This is a genomic window from Thioalkalivibrio sp. ALE10 (genome assembly GCF_000381385.1).
In the GTDB taxonomy this organism is placed as follows: domain Bacteria; phylum Pseudomonadota; class Gammaproteobacteria; order Ectothiorhodospirales; family Ectothiorhodospiraceae; genus Thioalkalivibrio.
Genome location: NZ_KB906454.1, coordinates 138154 through 156108, shown reverse-complemented (window position 1 = coordinate 156108; position 17955 = coordinate 138154). Strand labels below are relative to the sequence as shown.

The window sequence follows — 17955 nt, the reverse complement described above, 5'->3', positions numbered from 1 at the left end:
GGAATGCCTTTCTCAGGCCAGGTTATAGCGATGCAGCTTGCGCCACAGGGTCGTACGGTCGATTCCGAGACTGCGCGCGGCCCGCGAGCGGTTGCCATTATGAGCGGCAAGGGCCTGACGCAGGCGCCGCGCCTCTTCGGACTCCCTCGGGGATACCTGCGGGGCCGCGTCCGTGGGGGGCCCTTCCGGGAAAGCCGTTGCCGGGGCGGCGGCCTCCGGCTGTGGTGAAACGGTCCCGGGAGGGCGGCCTTCGGGCAGGGGAAAATCCTCCACGCGACCGTTGACCGCGTGCAGCTGGAGGCAGGCGAACACGTTTTCCAGTTCGCGGAAATTGCCGGGCCAGGGGTGGGCTTCCAGTTTGCGCCTTAACGCCGGCGCCAGCTGCAGCGCGTGTTCCTCGACGAAGCGGTCGAGGGTGGCGGCCAGGTCACGCGGCCGGGTCCTCAGGGGCGGCAGCTCCACCGTGGCGACAGCCAGGCGGTAGAACAGGTCGGCGCGGAACTGTCCCGCATCCACGCGGGCCTGGAGGTCCTGATTGGAGGCGGAAAGGATGCGTACGTCCACCTGCCGCGTGGTGTTCTCGCCCACGCGTTCGAACTGTCCGTCCTGCACCGCGCGCAGCAGCTTGGCCTGCAGACGCAATGGCAGTTCGCCGATCTCGTCGAGGAACAGGGTGCCGCCGTGGGCGGATTCGAAACGGCCCTCGCGATCGTTCACCGCGCCGGAAAAGGCCCCGCGCACATGGCCGAACAGCTCCGATTCCAACAGCTCGTCGGGGATGGCCGCGCAGTTGACTTCGACGAAGGGTCCGGCGGCACGCGGGCTCCATTCATGGATGCCCCGGGCCAGGCGGGTCTTGCCGGTTCCCGACTCGCCCAGCAGCAGCATGCGAATGTCGCTGCCCGCCGCCCGGCGGGCGAAGACCATCTGGTGATGGCAGTCCGGATCGGCCGAACGGAACGCGTCCGGCAGACCCTCCCCACGGTTCATTTTCATGGCCTTCCTCTCCGGGAAATTCACCGGGAGTATGGCAGCGGCGTTGCAACGCCGCCACCGTTGTTGCAACAAAAAAATTTCGGCAGTAACAGATGCTTATATTCGAATCTCCGGGTGCCACGTGTTGCAACACCCTGAGTGCGCCTTGTTTTTTCACGGAGACAAATATCTGAAATTTAATAATATTCTAATATTGGCATCTCTCTTGCTTGTGTCGAGGCGTGCTTTTCTTTACAACGGAACAACACGAAACGGAACAGGCACGCTGTCGGGGGGAGGTGCGAATGACGCTGATGCGAACGGCCAGCCTGATGCTGTGTATGGTCACCGTGGCCGGCACGGCCGGTGCACAGACCGCCTGGACGCCGGCCCAGAGCGCGGGAACCACGAGTCCGGACCGTACCGGTATCCATGTCGCGCAGCCGCTCGCCGCGGAGCGCCATACCGTCAGCGGCACGGTGATCCCGTTCAGTGAAGTGACCCTGCGGGCGCAGTCGGGGGGCCGGGTGATCGCGGTTGAAGGGGTCGAGGGCGACCGCTTCGAGGAGGAAGAAGAGCTGGTCGCGATCTCCGACGATCGCCTCCAGGCTCAGCGCCAGGCGGCGCTCGCCGAGATGCGCACCACCGAGGCGGCGATCCGCGAAGCACGCATGCAGTACGACCGCGAGGTCATTTCCCCGCGCTCGCAGGACATCGGGCAGATGCCGGGCATGGGCATGCCGTCGATGTTCGACCAGGTGTTCACGCGCAACATGGGGCAGTTCATGGGATTCGGTGACCCGACCCTGGACCGCACCACGGATCTCTTTTCCCGCCACATCGGCGTCGATCAGGCCCGGGCGCGCTGGGAACAGGCCCGGGCCCGCGTCGAGGAGCTCGACGTCGCGCTGGAAGACACCCGCTCCCGCGCTCCGTTCGACGGGGTGATCATGCACAAGCACGTGGAACAGGGCGATACCGTCCAGCCCGGGCATCCTCTGGTCACCTTCGGGCACCTGGATTACCTGCGGGTGGAGGCCGCCGTGCCGGTTCGCCTGGTGCGTCAGCTGGACGTGGGCGACATCGTGCCGGTGACGCTCGACGGTCATGCCGAGGAAGTCAACGCCCGGGTCTCGCGGATCTTCCCGCTGGCCGATCCGCAGCGCCATACCGTGACCGTGAAGTTCGATCTGCCGCAGGAGGTCCGCGGCGGCCCGGGCATGTATGCCGAGGTGCATCTGCCGGGCGAAGTGACGCGCGAGGACCGGGTGGTGATCCCGGAGAGCGCGATCATCCCGGGCGGGGCCTTGCCGCGCGTGGCCGTGCTGGATGCCAATGACGAGGTGCGCATCCGAATGGTCCGGCTGGGGGCATCGCGTGATGGCGGCGTGGTCGTGACCTCGGGGCTGGAGCCGGGGGCGCGGGTGCTGCAGCACCCCGGCGGCCGCCATTGATGCGCTTCGAACTCGGACAATGACAGGACGTTGGCCTCGGACATGAGCGACCAGGAACCTCGCAACCAGGAACGGCCCGGCGATCACGCGACGGACCCCGGCATTGCCGGGCGCATGGCCCGCGCATTCGTCCATTCGCCGCTGTCGCCGCTGCTGCTGCTGGCCAGCATCGCCATCGGCATACTCGGCCTGATCGTGACGCCACGCCAGGAGGACCCGCAGATCTCGGTCCCGATGGTCGACATCATGGTGGAGTATCCCGGCGTGCCATCGGAGCAGGTGGCCAGTCTGGCCGCGCGGCCGCTGGAACGTCTGATGAGCGAGCTCTCGGGTGTCGACAACGTCTACTCGGTCTCGCAGCGAGGCGAGGCGATGGTCACCGTCCAGTTCGACGTCGGCGAGGAGATGGAATCCTCGGTGGTCAAGGTGCATGACCGGCTGATGTCGAACCGCGACCTGATGCCTCCGGGGGTCAGCGAGCCGATGGTGAAGCCCAAGGGTGCGGATGACGTGCCGGTGGTGACGCTGACCTTCTGGTCGCACGAGGTCGATGACGCGATGCTGCGCCAGATCGCCCTGGACGCGCAGCAGCAGCTCAACGAGGTACCCGACACCGCGCAGAGCTTCGTGGTCAGTGGCCGCGAGGAGCAGCTGCGCATCGAGGTGCGGCCGGAACGGCTGGAAGGTTACGGGGTCACCCTGGACCAGATCGCGGGCGCGGTGCGTCAGGCCAATTCGGAACGCGGAGCGGGCGCGATCGAGGCGGGTGGACGGCACATGTCGGTGCACACCGGTTCGTTCCTGACCAGTGCCGAGGATGTCGAACGCCTGCTGATCTCGGTGGAGGACGGTCGCCCGATCTATCTGCGCGACGTGGCCGAGGTCAGCTATGGCCCGGGGGAGGTGGATCGCTTCGTACGTCACTATTCCGGCCCGGCCGCAGAGGCACCCGATGCCGCACCGGAGGGGGCGTCCGCCGTGACCCTCGCGATCGCCAAGAAGCCCGGCAGCAACGGGGTCACGGTCGCCAATGGCGTGCTCGAACGCCTCGAGCGCCTGAAGGGCTCCGCCATCCCCGACAACGTGGGCGTCGAGATCTCGCGCGACTACGGCAAGACGGCCAACGAAAAGGTCAATGAACTGATCTTCAAGCTGTTTGTCGCGACCTTCGCAGTGACCCTGCTGGTCGCACTGTTCCTCGGGCTGCGCGCCGCGCTGGTGGTGCTGATCGTGATTCCGGTGGTGATCCTGTTCACCGTGTTCAGCGCATGGCTGCTCGACTACACCATCGATCGGGTGAGTCTGTTCGCGCTGATCTTTGCGATCGGGATCCTTGTGGACGATGCCATCGTTGTGGTGGAGAACATCTACCGCCGCTGGCTGATGAAGCGCGGCCTGGATGCCGAAACCAACGTGGACGCGGTACGCGAGGTCGGCAACCCGACGATCCTGGCGACCTTTACCGTGATCGCGGCGCTCCTGCCCATGGGCTTCGTCTCCGGGATGATGGGTCCCTACATGCAGCCGATCCCGGTTCTGGGGTCGGTCGCCATGCTGTTCTCGCTGGTCGCGGCCTTCGTGTTCACCCCGTGGCTGACCCAGCGGCTGCGCCCGAGCATGGCCTACCTGGAGAAGGCCACCGAAAAGGAACACCGGCAGGCCGAGCGGCTGGGCACGTTCTTCCGCCGGGTGATCCCCGGGCTGGCGGACAATCCCGCCCGGGGCTACGCCTTCCTGGCCGGGATCGTGGTGGTGTTCTTCCTGATGGCCAGCCTGTTCTACACCACGGATGTCCGGGTGAAGATGCTGCCGCTGGACAACAAGCCCGAATTCCAGGTGATGATCAACTTCCCCGAGGGCACGGCGCTGACCGAGACGGCCTCGCTCAGCGAAGCGATGGTGGCGGAACTGCGGGAGTTCGAGGAAGTGACCGGGCTGCAGGCGTATGTCGGCACTGCAGCGCCGTTCAATTTCAATGGTCTGGTGCGTCATTACTACCTGCGCCAGGACCCCTGGCTGGGCGACATCCAGGTTCAGCTGGTGGACAAGGGCGATCGTGCGCGCTCCAGCCACGAGATCGCCACCGAGGCCCGTGAGCGTCTGACACCGCTGGCCCGCGAGGCCGGCGCGCGCATCGAAGTGGTGGAGATGCCGCCGGGGCCCCCGGTCCTGCAGTCGGTGGTCGCCGAGGTCTATGGCCCGGATGCCGATACCCGGCGGCAGGTCGCGCGCGACCTGGAAGAAATGTTCCGCGGGGCCGAACACGTGGCCGATGTCGACAGCTTCCTGCAGGCCCCGCACGACGTCTGGCATTTCGACGTGGACCGCGACAAGGCCCTGCGCCGCGGTGTCACCGTGGAGACCGTGAACCAGACGCTGGAGACCGCGATCGGTGGCCGGGTTCTGGGCGACATCAAGGCGCGTTCGCTGGTGGAGCCGCACCTGATCGAGCTGCGCCTGCCACGCCCCACGCGCTCCGATATCGGGCGTCTGGAACAGCTGCCGGTGGCCTCGCAGCATGGCGGGACGGTCAGCCTGGGCGAGCTGGGCCGGTTCGTCGAGCGCCCGCAGGACGAACCCATCTATCACAAGAACCTGCGGCCGGTGGAGTATGTCACCGGCGAAGTGGTGGGGCGTCTGGCGGCGCCGGTCTACGGGATGCTCGAGGTGCAGGAGCAACTCGCCGATTACGAGCTTCCCGACGGCAGCCGGGTCCAGCCGCACTGGCTGGGGCCGCCGCCGAACGACGGGTCCACGGCGTTCGAATGGGCCGGCGAATGGACGGTCACCTACGAGACCTTCCGCGACATGGGTATCGCGTTCGCCATCGCCCTGATTCTCATCTACATGCTGGTGGTCTGGGAGTTCGGCAACTTCGTGCTGCCGGGCATCATCATGGCCCCGATCCCGCTGACCCTGATCGGGATCATTCCGGGCCACTGGCTGTTCAACGCCGAATTCACCGCGACTTCGATGATCGGGTTCATCGCCCTGGCAGGGATCATCGTGCGCAATTCCATCTTGCTGGTCGATTTCGGCCGCCAGGCGGTGGATCAGGGACATGACGTCCGCGAGGCGATGATCCTCGCCTGTCAGGCGCGCACGCGGCCCATCGTCATCACCGCGTTCGCACTGCTCGCCGGTTCCAGCGTCATCCTGTTCGACCCCATTTTCCAGGGCATGGCGATCTCGCTGATGTTCGGGACCATCGTGGCCACGCTGCTGACCCTGGTCGTCATCCCGCTGGGCTGCATCTCCGGGCGGCGCGCGTTCTGTCCCGCCTCACTGGAAGACGGCGACGGCACCAACGGCTCCGGCTGTGCTACCCCGACGAATGGCAGTGCCGGGACCGGCCGTGACGACAATCCCTTCGGCCCGGCCGAGGGCGGACCGGTCACGCGCGCAGTCCAGTACTTCGGGCTCTACCTGCGCTGCCTGGCGGTCGCCTTCGTCGAGGGCATGCGCGACCTGTTCCTGGCCTTGCTGAAGCTGGTGCGCGGACGTTTCGGGACGCGCCCGGGGCCGGGCGGTGGCCCGGGATCCGGCGGTTCCGGCTCGGGCTCCGGGCCTTCTCCAGCCCCGTCGTCCGGTCCTGCGCCGGGTCCCCCCGCGTCGGGGGCCTCGGACGCCCCCTCCGGCCGTGAAGGGGACGCGGGCGCGAACGCCGAATCCACGCCGGACGACGGGCTTGGATCGAAGGAGGGAGATACGGAGGCGCCGCGGAAATCCGGAAGCGATTCCCGTTCCGCCGGATCGGAGAACTCCGGGACGAGTGCGCCGCCGGATCACGATTCCACCACGGATTCCACCACGACGGACCAGAAGTCGGACTCGGGGGAAGACCAAAAAGACGCGTCGTCTCCGGAGGACGGTCCCGGTGCACGCCAGTCGGGTGGCCGCCGACGCCGGGGTATTCGGCTGAAATGAGCAATCACTGAAAGAACCTCAAGGAGGTTAATGATGAAGAAGCGATTCAACGCACGCATGCTCGGTCTGGCCATGGCCGGCGCCGCAGTGGTCTCGATGTCCGTGCTGGGCGCGGCCCAGGCGGAAGAAGGGAACCAGGGCGCTCAGGGGCAGCCGATGGCCCAGCATGCTCCGGTTCCCGGGCCCTGGGGCCAGCCGGGTCCGTATGGACAGGGCATGGGCGGGCATCAGGGCGGCGAAATGATGCAGCGTCGCGATGCCTCCGGTGACTTCAGCTTCGGCATGTCCGGGCGCAGCCACGGGCAGGGCTACGGTCAGGGCCGCGGTCATGGCTACGGTCACGGCTATGGCCCCGGCCATGGGTACGGGCCCGGTCATGGTCCCGGCTACGGCTACGGTCCGCAGCAGGGCCATGGCCCCGGCATGATGCACGGCCCCGCGTACGGGCCCGGCCATGGCGCCGGCATGCGCGGTCCGGCGGCGTACGGCCAGATGCCGGAGTTCGACCCCGAAGATCTGCCCGAGGACATGCCGGAGGAGATGCGCGAGCGCATCGAGAAGATGCATGCCGAGCGGCAGGAACGCATCGAGGAAATGGAAGCCATGCGCGAGGCCCGTATGGAGGCGATGAAGAAGGGGCGCCAGGCCTACATGGAGGAGATGGAACGCCAGCGCGAGATGCGCATGGAGCAGATGGAAGAGCGTCGCGACTCGGGGGATTACTGAGCACCGGGTGACGCATGGGAGCGAGGCGAATGGCGTTCGGAAGCAACGGCATGCAACCGGGAGCAACGGCGGGGCGGAGCGTCCTGCTGCTCGCCCTGGTGACGGTCGGATTGATCGTGGCCGCTGCGGCCGCCGAGGCCCGGGAACGCCACAATCCGTGGCATGCCGGACCGCCATCCGCGGCCGATGCGGGAGAGCCGGGAGGCTTCTCCCGGGGCGAACCCCGGTCGGCCGGATCGTTCCCTCCGCCGGACTACGATCCGGCCCGGCGGGGACGCGAGGAGCGCTCGCGCGTTCCCGCAGGTGAAGCACGCCCGGCTCCGGGGATGTCGCCCTACGGTTACGGGTTCGGTCCGTATCCGTATGGCGGCCACCGGGGACCGGGGGCAAGTGAACCGGGCATGTCGGGGTACGGATTCCCGTTCTTTGGCGGCCCGGGCGCATGGGGACCCTTTTCGGGGCCCTGAATCACCTGCCTTCGGGCAGGGTCCGGTGCGTGATCGCCCTCCGCGCATCGGTGGCAGAAATGGGAGGGCATGTCTCCGATAGGAGGAGGTAACACTATGAGTAAGTTTCTGAAAGCAGCCGTTCTTGCGGCATCCATGGCCGGTCTGGCCGCTGCCCCGATGATGGCTTCCGCGCAGTGGGGCGGGCCGGGCTATGGCGGTCCGGGCTACGGGGCTCCCTACGGTCCCGGTTATGGCTACGGCCCCGGCTACGGTGGCATGCCGTTCTTTGGCGGTCCGGGTTACGGCCGCGGCCACAACATGGGCGACATGTTCGGCGACATGATGGGCGATTTCGACTTCTCCGCCCGCGGTCGCGGTCATGGTCACGGCTACGGTCACGGCCGTGGTGACGGCTACGGCTATGGTCGTGGTCATGGCTACGGTCCCGGCTACTATGGCCATCCGGGCTACGGTTACGGCCCCGGCCACGGCTATGGCCCGCAGCAAGGTATGCCGCAGCAGGGCATGCCGCAGCAGGGCATGCCGCAGCAGCAGCAAGAGCAGTGATCTGCTCGCACGGGCTCGCCCGTGCATGATCGGCTGCCCGGTTCGCCGGGCAGCCCGTTTTAGAATTCAATGGATCCGGGAGCCGCAATGCTGACCGTGGTGGCCAACCTCAAGGGCGGAACGGGCAAGAGCACCGTCGCTTTCAATCTCGCGCTCTGGCTGCTCGCGAAAGGGCACCGCGTACAGGCCGTGGACCTGGATCCGCAGGGGACTCTCGGCGATGTCCTGGAAGTGCGGCAGGAGGAGGGGTACAGCCCCGCACTTCCCGCCACGACCGATGCCGACGTCGCGCTGGGTCGGCAGGGGGAGTTCGATCACTGGCTGGTGGACGTCGGACCCTCCGCCATGGACACCCTGATGCAGGCGGTCGTCGCTGCGGACCGGGTGCTGATCCCGGTGCCGCCGAGTCAGGCCGACGTCTGGTCCACTCACCGTTTCGTGCGCGAGATCCAGGAGCGTCGGACCGGTCGCGACACCGGCCCCGGCATCGAGGTGTTCATCAATCGCGCCGACACGCATCAGTTCGTGCGCGAGACCGAGGAGACTGCGGAGGCCCTGCAACAGATCGAGGGTATCCGTTTTCTGCGCCCTCGCCTGAAGCAGCGCACGGCCTTTCGGCGATCGTTCAGCGAGGGTCTCGCGGTGAACGAGCTGGAGCCTTCCGGCAAGGCGGCGGAGGAGCTGGACCGACTGGCCCGGGCGATTTTCGGATAAGAAGGGGCTATCCCCTCCAGGAAACGAGGTGACAAATGGAATCAGGTGAAGACAAGCCGCGCCACGGTTTCATCAATCGCTACTGGGTGCTGATCGTGATCGTCCTCTGGTTGATCGCCTGGTCCGCCCGTGACTGGCTGGCGCCGGCCGAGCCGGAGGACCCGCCCGCGGAGTCCGGCGTGGTCCTGGAGGAAGAGTCCCCCGCCGTGGACGAAGAAGCCGCTCGGGAGGAAGCCGCTCGGGAAGAAGCTGCTCGGGAAGAAGCCGCCAGGGAAGAAGCCGCCAGGGAAGAAGCCGCCAGGGAAGAAGCCGCCAGGGAAGAAGCCGCCAGGGAAGAAGCCGCCAGGGAAGAAGCCGTGGAGGAGCCGGTTGAGGTCGAGGCGCTGCTGACCGAAGCACGGGAGACGTACTGGCGCGAGGGTGCCGCAGCCGCGTTGACCGTCCTCGAAGGCGGGCTGGAAACGCAGGCGTACGAAAGCCGGGAACGGGCGGACATCCTCGGGGAACTGGGCAATCTGCAATACGCCACCGGCGACGTTGAAGCCGCCATGGGCAGCTGGGATCGGGCGCTGGAGAAGCTTCCGGAGGGCGAACGCCGGGCGATGATGGCCCCACTGCGTCCGATCTATGCCCGGCATCATCCGCAAGGGGCGGACCACCTGGAACGGTTCCGCTGAGGTTTGCGGCGCCCTCCACATCACGTGTGCTGTAGTGACCGACCGGAGGAACGATGGGTGCGAACGACAGGCCTGCTGACGGCGACAGTCAGTATTACGAGGTCAAGGAAGAGGCGGACGATGCGCAACGACGGGCCCGACGGCTCGAACTGATCGTCTATGCTTCCCTGGTCGCATTCGTCGTGCTGGCGGTGTACGGTTTCTGGTTGATCACCAGCCTGACCCGGGACGTGTCACAGCTGACCGAGGAGATCTCCTCGATGACCCGGGTGGTGGACCGCGACATGTCGGCGATTGTGCGCCACATGGAGGCGATGGAGGGCCGCATGGTGGACATTGCCGGGTCCACGGCCGAGATGGAGCAGAGCGTTGCGTCCATCAGCGCGGACACCGGCAGCATGAGCACGGACATCGGGTCGATGACCCGGGATACCGAGGTCATGGCCGGGTCCGTGATTGGCATGCAGCGCGACATGTGGAGCCTGAATCGCAACGTGGGCGGTCCCATGGGTATGATGAACATGTTCAACCCACTCTCGGGGCAGGGCGGTCCCTATCCGGGGTCGGGCGGTCCCTACCGTCCGCCGTCGGCGCCGCGCTAGCCGTGCGCGCGGTCTGCCCGGACCCGAACCAACACGGAGATCGGAATGTTCAATCGACCTGGCAGCCGCGTCCGCAAGCAGCTCAAGCTCCTGAGTGAACGTCTGGCGGAGGAAAACCCGGTCCTCGAGGGCGTGGTCAATCCGTTCCGGGAGCTGGATCGGGTCGGATATGCCTCGGGCCTGCTGGATCCGGAAGAAGAGTCCTACGCCTTCACCATTTCCTGGTGGCCGATGATCTCGGTCCTGGGGACCTTCTCCTCGGGCAAGTCCACGTTCATCAACGAGTTCGTGGGCGATACCGTGCAGCGCAGCGGCAGCCAGGCGGTGGACGACAAGTTCACCGTGATCTCCTACGGCGGCAGCGAACGGGTGCAGGAACTCCCGGGGCTGGCACTCGACGGAGACCCGCGCTTTCCGTTCTATCGGGTGTCCGACGAGATCGAACGGATCACCGATGGCGGCGGGCGCACGGTGGATCATTTTCTGGCGATGAAGACCGCGCGCGCGGAGCAGCTGCGGGGCCGCATACTGATCGACTCGCCCGGGTTCGATGCCGACGAGCAGCGTACCACCATCCTGCAGCTGACCGACCACATCATCGATCTGTCGGATCTGGTGCTGGTGTTCTTCGATGCACGGCACCCCGAACCCGGCGCCATGCGTGACACCCTGGAGCATCTGGTCAACCGGGTGGCCGAGCGCAACGACTTCACTAAGCTGGTCTTTATCCTGAACCAGATCGACACGACCTGGCGCGAGGACAACCTCGAGGAAGTCGTCGCGGCCTGGCAGCGCGCGGTGGTGCGTCAGGGCAATGCGACGGGGCGGTTCTACTGCATTTATAACGAGAGCGGGGCCGTCGAGATCGAAGACCCGCAGGTGCGCAGCCGCTACGAGGAAAAATCCGCGCACGACCGCGAGGAGATCCATGCCAAGATCCGCGAGATCAGCTCTTCGCGTTCCTACCGCATCATCGGTGCCCTGCAGGCGATCGCCGAATCCATCGAGATGGACGCCCTGCCGGCGATCAAACGCAGTCTCGATCGCTGGCGGCGCCGGGTGCTGCAGTTCGACGCCGGCATGATGGGGGTGCTGGTGGCGGTGCTGGCCGTGATCGGCTACCAGGCGACCGACGGTGTCCGCCCGTGGATCGATGGCCGGGTGTGGCAGACCCTGCTGGACAACCCGTGGTGGACGTCGCTGGGCGTGGTGCTGGTTCTCGGCGCGCTGGGCGGCATCCATTTCTTCAACCGTCGCTGGCTCGCACGGCGGATTGCACGCGAGCTGCCGAAAGAATCGGCGGCCGGGAACTGGCAGGCGGCCTTTCTCAAGAGTACCCGGCCGATGCGTTCGCTGTTCGCACGCGGGCCGCGTGGTCTGGGGCGGCGGAGCCTGGCACGGCTGCATCGCCTGCGTGATCAGGCCGAGGCCTACATCCAGAAGCTCAACAACCAGTTCGTGGACGCGAGCCCCGTGGACCCCGGCAGTGGCCGGGCCTCGGCGGCCGATGTCCATCGCCCGGCGGAACCGGCCACGCGGCCGGCAGCGTCGGAACCCGGTACGGCCACGGAGGCCGCCGGCGAGAGCAGTGATGCAGGGAGCAGCGGAACGCGGTAGGCTTCGGTTGCCCGAGGCCGCCGACAACAACAACGCGGTCCCCGGACGGTCTGCGCCGTTCGCACCGAAGGAGGAGAACGATGATGACCGTGCTGGCGTGGGTCATGTTTGTTCTGGCGATGATTCTGGTGCCGATCTCGATTTGGGCCAGTCTTGCTGCCCTGGGTATTTGCGCGGGTTGCGCCTTCATCCGGGACTGGCGGCGCGGCCGCCAGAATGCCGGGCACTGACACCTCTGGGTAAGGGCGTTCGGGGCCGGGGGGCGCAGGGGGCGCTCCCCGGCCTCGCCATGTATAACAACAGGAGGAAAACTCAATGAGCGACGAACAGAAGAAAATGGCCATCATCGCGACCAAGGGCAGCCTGGACTGGGGGTATCCCCCGTTCATCCTGGCCTCGACCGCAGCGGCCCTGGGCTATGAGTGCGAGATCTTCTTTACCTTCTACGGCCTGAAGCTGCTGGAGAAAAAGCTGGATCTTCAGGTGACCTCACTGGGCAATCCGGGCATGCCCATGCCCATGCCGATGCCGGTTCTTGTGCAGGCCCTGCCGGGGATGCAGAAGATGATGACCGTGATGATGAAGAAGAAGATGAAGGCGAAGGGCGTCTCCGATCTGGAGGATCTGCGCGAGCTGTGCCAGGAGGCCGAGGTGCGGATGATCGCCTGCCAGATGACGGTGGACCTGTTCGAAATGGACACCAGTCACTTCATTGATGGCGTGGAATATGCCGGGGCGGCGGCGTTCTTCGAGTTCGCCGGAGATTCCGACATCTGCCTGTTCATGTAAACGGGCGGGGCGTTCGCGCCATCCGGGCCCCGGAGCCGAGCTCCGGGGCCTTTTTGTTGGCGGGGTTCACGTCGCATTCGTCGTGCCCGCGGACCCGCAAAGCCTGCGTGAGTCGTTATACTCTGCGGCCATGAAACGACTGCATCCCGATTCCTTTCCGACCCTCGAGGATTTCGTCGGCAACACGCCGCTGGTACGCCTGCAGCGCCTGGCCGCGGATCTGCCGTCGACCGTGCTGGTAAAGCTCGAGGGCAATAACCCCGCCGGTTCGGTCAAGGACCGGCCCGCGGTCAACATGATCCGTGCCGCCGAGCAGCGCGGCGACATCCGTCCCGGCGATACCCTGATCGAGGCCACCTCCGGCAATACCGGCATTGCGCTGGCGATGGCGGCCGCGATCAAGGGCTATCGCATGATCCTGATCATGCCGGACAACATGTCGGCCGAACGGCGTGCGTCGATGAAGGCCTATGGCGCCGAGCTCAAGCTGGTCACGCGCGAGGAAAGCATGGAAGGGGCGCGTGATCTCGCTCAGCGCATGGCGGACGCGGGAGAAGGCTTCCTGCTTAACCAGTTCGGCAATCCCGACAATCCCGATGCGCATTATCAGGGCACCGGGCCGGAGATCTGGCGCGACACCGAGGGCACGGTCAGCCATTTCGTGTCTTCCATGGGCACCACCGGGACCATCATGGGGGTTTCGCGGTACCTGAAGGAGCGCGATCCGGAGATCGAGATCGTCGGCGTGCAGCCGGGAGAAGGGGCTTCCATCCCGGGAATCCGGCGCTGGCCCGAGGCCTATCTGCCGACGATCTTCGAGGCCGCGCGGGTGGACCGCACCGTGGACGTGACCCAGGAGGAAGCGGAGACCACCATGCGCCGGCTGGCGGCAGAGGAAGGCATCTTTGCCGGGGTGTCGTCCGGCGGCGCGGTGGCGGCCACCCTGAAGCTCGCCGCACAGGTCGAAGGCGGAACCTTCGTGGCCATTATCTGCGATCGCGGCGACCGCTACATTTCCACCGGCGTCTACCCCGACTGAGGCTGGCATGTCTGCTCCCGTACTGGTTTTTGACCTGGAAACGGTGCCCGATATCGAGGGCGCGCGCCGGCTGTACGACTTTGATGGCCTGACCGACCGGGAGGTCGCGGATGCGCTGTTCGCGATGCGCCGCGCGCAGACCGGCTCGGAATTCCTGCGCCATCCGCTGCATCGCATCGTGTCCATCGGGGTGCTGTACCAGGGCGGGGAAGCGCTCAAGCTGTCGGCCTTCGGCCGCGACGGAGAGGACGGGCACACGCCGGACGAGGCCGAACTGCTGCGCCAGTTCTTCGGCGTGATCGACCAGCGCACGCCCACGCTGGTGAGCTGGAACGGGAGTGGCTTCGACCTGCCGGTGCTGCACTACCGCGCGCTGGTCAATGGCGTGCAGGCGCCGCGGTACTGGGAGCAGGGCGACGACGACCGCGAGTTCCGCTACAACAACTACCTGTCGCGCTTCCACTGGCGCCATGTCGACCTGATGGACGTGCTCGCCGGCTTTCAGGGCCGCGCGGTGACCGGACTGGACACCATGGCCAGCCTGCTGGGTTTCCCCGGCAAGCTGGGTATGGACGGCTCCATGGTCTGGCCGGCATGGCGTGACGGCCGGGCCGGCGAGATCCACGACTACGTGGAGCACGACGTGCTCAATACCTACCTCGTGTGGCTGCGCTTCGAGCACATGCGGGGGCACCTGACCGACGATGCGCTGAAGTCCCGCCAGGACCAGCTGGCGGATTACCTGGCCGCCAGCCCGGCGGAGCACCACCTTGAATTTCTCGAAGCCTGGCGGGGCTGACGGCATGGGCAAGAAGATCGACCGCACACCGTTCGAGGCCGTGATCGAGGACGTTACCCTCGATGGCCAGGGCGTGATCCGGCGTGACGGCAAGGCCTGTTTCGTGCACGGGGCACTGGCCGGCGAGCGGGTGCGCGCGGTGCAGACCGGGCGCAAGCGCCGTTTTGATATGGCTGAAGTGGTGGAGGTGCTGGAGCCCGCGGCCGGCCGGGTGGATCCGCCCTGCGCATTCTTCGGTCTGTGCGGCGGCTGCAAGCTGCAGCACGCCTCGATCGACCTGCAGCGCGAGATCAAGGAACAGGCCCTGTTCGATGCGCTGGAGCGGATCGGGCACGTGACGCCCGAGGCGCGGTTCGAGCCGCTGACCGGGGCGACCCTGGGCTATCGGCGAACGGCCCGGCTGGGCGCGAAGCATGTCCCGAAGAAGGGCGGGACCCTGGTCGGGTTTCGTGAACGGGGCAGTCCCTATCTGGCGGAGATGGACCACTGCGAGGTGCTGCATCCGGCGATGGGGCACCGCATCCGTGCGCTGCGGGAGCTGCTGGACGGCCTGCAGGCGCGTGACCGGATCCCGCAGATCGAGGTCGGCGTGGATGACGACGACCGCGTGGCGCTGGTGTTTCGTCATCTCGATCCGCTGGCCGATGCCGATCGGGCGCGGCTGGCGGCCTGGGCCGAGGAGGAACGGATCGGCGTGTTCCTGCAGTCGGGCGGGCCGGAGACCGTGGTCCATCTGGCGGGGCCGGATGCCCCGCTGGTCTACCGGCACCCGGATTTCGGCGTGGAGGTCGGTTTCACGCCCATGGATTTCGTCCAGGTCCACCCCGAGGTCAACCGTGCCATGGTGCGCCAGGCGGTGGCCGCCATGGAGCTGGAGCCGGAGCACCGGGTGCTGGACCTGTTCTGCGGGCTGGGCAACCTGACCCTGCCGCTGGCGACCCGGGCGGCCGAGGTGACCGGGGTCGAGGTGGATGATGCGATGCTCGCGCGGGCAGCGGACAGCGCGCGCGGGCAGGGGATCGACAACACTCGCTATGCCCGCGCCGACCTGGACGACGCCGAGGCACTCTCGCGGGCCGACTGGCTGCACGAGGACTGGGACCGGGTCCTGCTCGATCCCCCGCGCACCGGGGCGGCCGCCGCCGTGGAGGCGCTGGGCCCGCGCCGGATCGAGCGCATGGTCTACGTGTCCTGCAACCCGGCGACCCTGGCCCGTGACGCCGAACGTCTGGTGCATCATCATGGCTACCGGCTGGAACGGGCCGGGATCATGGACATGTTCCCGCACACCGCGCACGTGGAATCCATGGCCGTCTTTTCCCGGGCCTGAGGGCGCGGCCGGATCGCGTGGTAACTCCAAGGAGGCAGTGAATGCTCGAGATCGTGAAAAGTGGCGGCTGGCTGATGGTGCCGATCCTGCTGTGTTCGGTGCTGGCCGTGGCGATCATCCTGGAACGTTTTATCTCGCTGCGGCGAGGGCGAGTGGTACCGCAGGGCCTGCTGGCGCGCGTATGGGAACAGATGCGCGAACACGGCCTGTCGATGGAGGACATCGAGCGTCTGCGTGAAAATTCCCCGCTGGGGGCCGTGCTGGCCGCGGGTCTGGCGACCCATGACCGTACCCGCCAGATTACCCAGGAAAGCATCGAGGAGGCGGGCCGGCGGGTGGCCCATGAACTCGAACGCTACATGAACACCCTCGGCACCATCGCGATGATCACGCCGCTGCTGGGGCTGCTGGGCACCGTGGTCGGCATGATCGAGGTCTTCACGGTGGTCACCGAGATCGGCGTGGGCAGCCCGCGGGATCTGGCCGGCGGCATCTCGCAGGCGCTGATCACCACCGCCACCGGCATCGGGATCGCGATTCCGGCGCTGATCTTCCATCGCTACTTCCGCGGCCGGATCGACGAGCTGGTGCTGGAGATGGAGCAGGAAGCCACCAAGCTGGTCGAGATCATGCACGGCGAGCGCAGTGCCAGCAGCGTCGAGGCCGGAGGCCGGGCGTGAAGTTCCGCCCGCCCACACAACGCGAGGAGCCCGGCGTCAATCTCACGCCGCTGATCGATGTGGTGTTCCTGCTGCTGATCTTCTTCATGGTCTCCACCACGTTCGACCGGCACGCCGACATCGACATCACCCTGCCATCGGCCGACCGGGAAGCGGAACAGGTGGACGATCGCGCCTGGATCGACATCGTGGTGGACGCCGACGGCCGTTATTTCGTGGACGGGCGGGAACTGGTGAACCGTCGGGCCGAAACCCTGGAACAGGTGCTGGGCGAAGTTCTCGAGGCCCGCGGCGATGACCCCGTGGTGATCCGCGCGGACGCCAGTGCCAGTCACCAGTCGGTGGTGCGGGCGCTGGACGTGGTGGGCCGCCTCGGTGTCAGCGCGGTGTCGATCGCGACACTGGGTGATGACGGCCGGGCGGCGGACGACTGAGCGGCATGTACACGACCGAACCGGGATATGGGGCCGGACTGGCGGGAGTCTGGAGCGCGGTCGGGCGGGACTGGCGCCGCGGTGACCGGGCACGCGCGCTGGCGCGGCTGGGGTTCCTCAGTCCGCCGGAGGACCGTGGCCGCCTGATCTGGATTCGGGCCGGGGCCGACCCCGAGAGCCTGCGCCTGGGGATCGAACTGCTGGGATTCGTGCGCCACAAGCGTCAGGACGTGCGCCTGGTGCTGACCTTCGAGCGCGACTGCCCCGAACTGTTCGAACAGCACATGCAGCCGTTTCGCAAGGTGGGCGTGGGGTACGGCCCCTGCGATCGGCCACGGGTCGTGCGCCGCGTGCTGGACCGCTTCCAGCCCGCGGGCATCATCCTGGCGGGCGGCGTGACCCCGCCCAACTTGCTGGAAGCCACACAGGCCCCGGTGATCGCGGTGAACGCGGCACCGCCGACGCGGCCGGCAGCGCGGGGTCTGGAGCTGGCCTGGCCTCGCGATCCGGAAGAGAGCCGGCGCTGGAACGAGCACGCCGGCGAGGGTGGTGCCGCGCGGTGGCTGGAACCGGCGGATCCGATGGCGCGTTTCGTCGAAGCGCAGGCGGATGTGGTGCTGCGCTCGCTGGTGGGTGGCGAGGTACGCCGGCTGTGGTGGTGGCATGGCACCGCGGCCGGCTGGCCGGCCTGGCGCGCCGCCTGGGAGGCCTCCGGTTTCGCGGAGGAGGACATCCTGCTGGCCAGTCTGGAAGAGGACCCCGGTCACCCGCTGCCGGGGCGTTCATTGCGGGTGAGCGAATGGGATCGCAATGCGCTCGCGCCCGGGAATGTCGTGCAGCTGGACGACCCGCGCTGGTTCGCCGCGGCGGCCAGCGCGGCGCAGGCGGTGCATCTGGATGCCCCGGGATCGCGGGTGCTGTGGCAGGCGCTTGCCGGCGGGACCGCGGTCAGTCTCGGGCGCGAAGGGACCCTGGAACTGCCGGTGGAGGTGCACGCCGATCCGCAGGCGGTGCTGGCCCGCTGGACGGCGTTGCGTGACGATGCCGCCGTCCGCCGGCAGCTGGGGGATGCCGCCCGCCGCCGGTTCTGGGACGAGCGCCGGCGGGTGGATGACCATTTCGAGACGCTGCTGGCCGAGGTCTGGGACTGGTGAGCCCGTTGCCGGGGAACGGAGG

General features: G+C 67.2%; 17 protein-coding genes. 16 read left to right on the top strand and 1 reads right to left on the bottom strand.

Going from position 1 to position 17955, the window contains the following annotated elements:
- Positions 1–12: 12 nt before the first annotated feature.
- A complete protein-coding gene (locus F788_RS0110030) occupies positions 13–996 on the bottom strand; it encodes a sigma-54-dependent Fis family transcriptional regulator (protein ID WP_019590068.1) in 984 nt (327 codons plus the stop codon).
- Positions 997–1280: 284 nt separating this feature from the next.
- Here F788_RS0110030 and F788_RS0110025 point away from each other — a divergent pair, with 284 nt between their 5' ends.
- The 16 genes from F788_RS0110025 to F788_RS0109950 all read left to right on the top strand — a co-directional run bounded on the left by F788_RS0110025 (position 1281) and on the right by F788_RS0109950 (position 17933).
- Complete coding sequence (locus F788_RS0110025; protein ID WP_019570062.1) at positions 1281–2429, top strand: efflux RND transporter periplasmic adaptor subunit; 1149 nt, start codon at positions 1281–1283, stop codon at positions 2427–2429.
- Between the two features lie 42 nt (positions 2430–2471).
- The gene (locus F788_RS0110020) at positions 2472–6356 is read left to right on the top strand and encodes an efflux RND transporter permease subunit (protein WP_019590067.1); all 3885 of its coding nucleotides are present in this window, start codon (positions 2472–2474) and stop codon (positions 6354–6356) included.
- Between the two features lie 33 nt (positions 6357–6389).
- Positions 6390–7082, top strand: coding sequence for a hypothetical protein (locus F788_RS0110015; protein ID WP_019570060.1), 693 nt, complete (start codon positions 6390–6392; stop codon positions 7080–7082).
- 563 nt (positions 7083–7645) lie between these two features.
- Entirely contained in the window at positions 7646–8098 is a 453-nt protein-coding gene (locus tag F788_RS0110010) for a sulfur globule family protein (protein WP_026332761.1), read from the top strand.
- A gap of 87 nt (positions 8099–8185) precedes the next feature.
- Entirely contained in the window at positions 8186–8812 is a 627-nt protein-coding gene (locus F788_RS0110005; RefSeq protein ID WP_019590065.1) for a ParA family protein, read from the top strand.
- Positions 8813–8847: 35 nt separating this feature from the next.
- Positions 8848–9489: a hypothetical protein gene (locus F788_RS0110000; protein ID WP_019590064.1), complete on the top strand. Its 642-nt coding sequence runs from the start codon at positions 8848–8850 to the stop codon at positions 9487–9489.
- 53 nt (positions 9490–9542) lie between these two features.
- Positions 9543–10091, top strand: coding sequence for a hypothetical protein (locus F788_RS0109995; RefSeq protein ID WP_019570057.1), 549 nt, complete (start codon positions 9543–9545; stop codon positions 10089–10091).
- Positions 10092–10136: 45 nt separating this feature from the next.
- Positions 10137–11708: a dynamin family protein gene (locus tag F788_RS0109990; protein WP_019570056.1), complete on the top strand. Its 1572-nt coding sequence runs from the start codon at positions 10137–10139 to the stop codon at positions 11706–11708.
- Between the two features lie 80 nt (positions 11709–11788).
- The gene (locus F788_RS13955) at positions 11789–11938 is read left to right on the top strand and encodes a hypothetical protein (protein WP_019570055.1); all 150 of its coding nucleotides are present in this window, start codon (positions 11789–11791) and stop codon (positions 11936–11938) included.
- An 85-nt stretch (positions 11939–12023) separates the two neighbouring features.
- Positions 12024–12497 (top strand): DsrE/DsrF/DrsH-like family protein, encoded by a 474-nt coding sequence (locus tag F788_RS0109980; RefSeq protein ID WP_018869582.1) that lies wholly within the window; start codon positions 12024–12026, stop codon positions 12495–12497.
- 130 nt (positions 12498–12627) lie between these two features.
- Positions 12628–13536 (top strand): cysteine synthase CysM, encoded by a 909-nt coding sequence (gene cysM, locus F788_RS0109975; protein ID WP_018869581.1) that lies wholly within the window; start codon positions 12628–12630, stop codon positions 13534–13536.
- A 7-nt stretch (positions 13537–13543) separates the two neighbouring features.
- On the top strand, positions 13544–14335 hold the full coding sequence (locus F788_RS0109970; RefSeq protein ID WP_018869580.1) for a 3'-5' exonuclease: 792 nt from the start codon (positions 13544–13546) through the stop codon (positions 14333–14335).
- Between the two features lie 4 nt (positions 14336–14339).
- Positions 14340–15665, top strand: coding sequence for a 23S rRNA (uracil(1939)-C(5))-methyltransferase RlmD (gene rlmD / locus F788_RS0109965; RefSeq protein ID WP_018869579.1), 1326 nt, complete (start codon positions 14340–14342; stop codon positions 15663–15665).
- A 41-nt stretch (positions 15666–15706) separates the two neighbouring features.
- Complete coding sequence (locus F788_RS0109960) at positions 15707–16345, top strand: MotA/TolQ/ExbB proton channel family protein (RefSeq protein ID WP_018869578.1); 639 nt, start codon at positions 15707–15709, stop codon at positions 16343–16345.
- Positions 16342–16779 (top strand): biopolymer transporter ExbD, encoded by a 438-nt coding sequence (locus tag F788_RS0109955; RefSeq protein WP_018869577.1) that lies wholly within the window; start codon positions 16342–16344, stop codon positions 16777–16779. Before F788_RS0109960 ends, F788_RS0109955 begins: the two co-directional genes overlap by 4 nt.
- A 5-nt stretch (positions 16780–16784) precedes the next feature.
- Positions 16785–17933 carry a glycosyltransferase N-terminal domain-containing protein gene (locus F788_RS0109950; RefSeq protein ID WP_019590063.1) on the top strand — a complete coding sequence of 383 codons (1149 nt, stop codon included), beginning with the start codon at positions 16785–16787 and terminating at the stop codon, positions 17931–17933.
- The last annotated feature ends 22 nt before the right edge of the window (positions 17934–17955 follow it).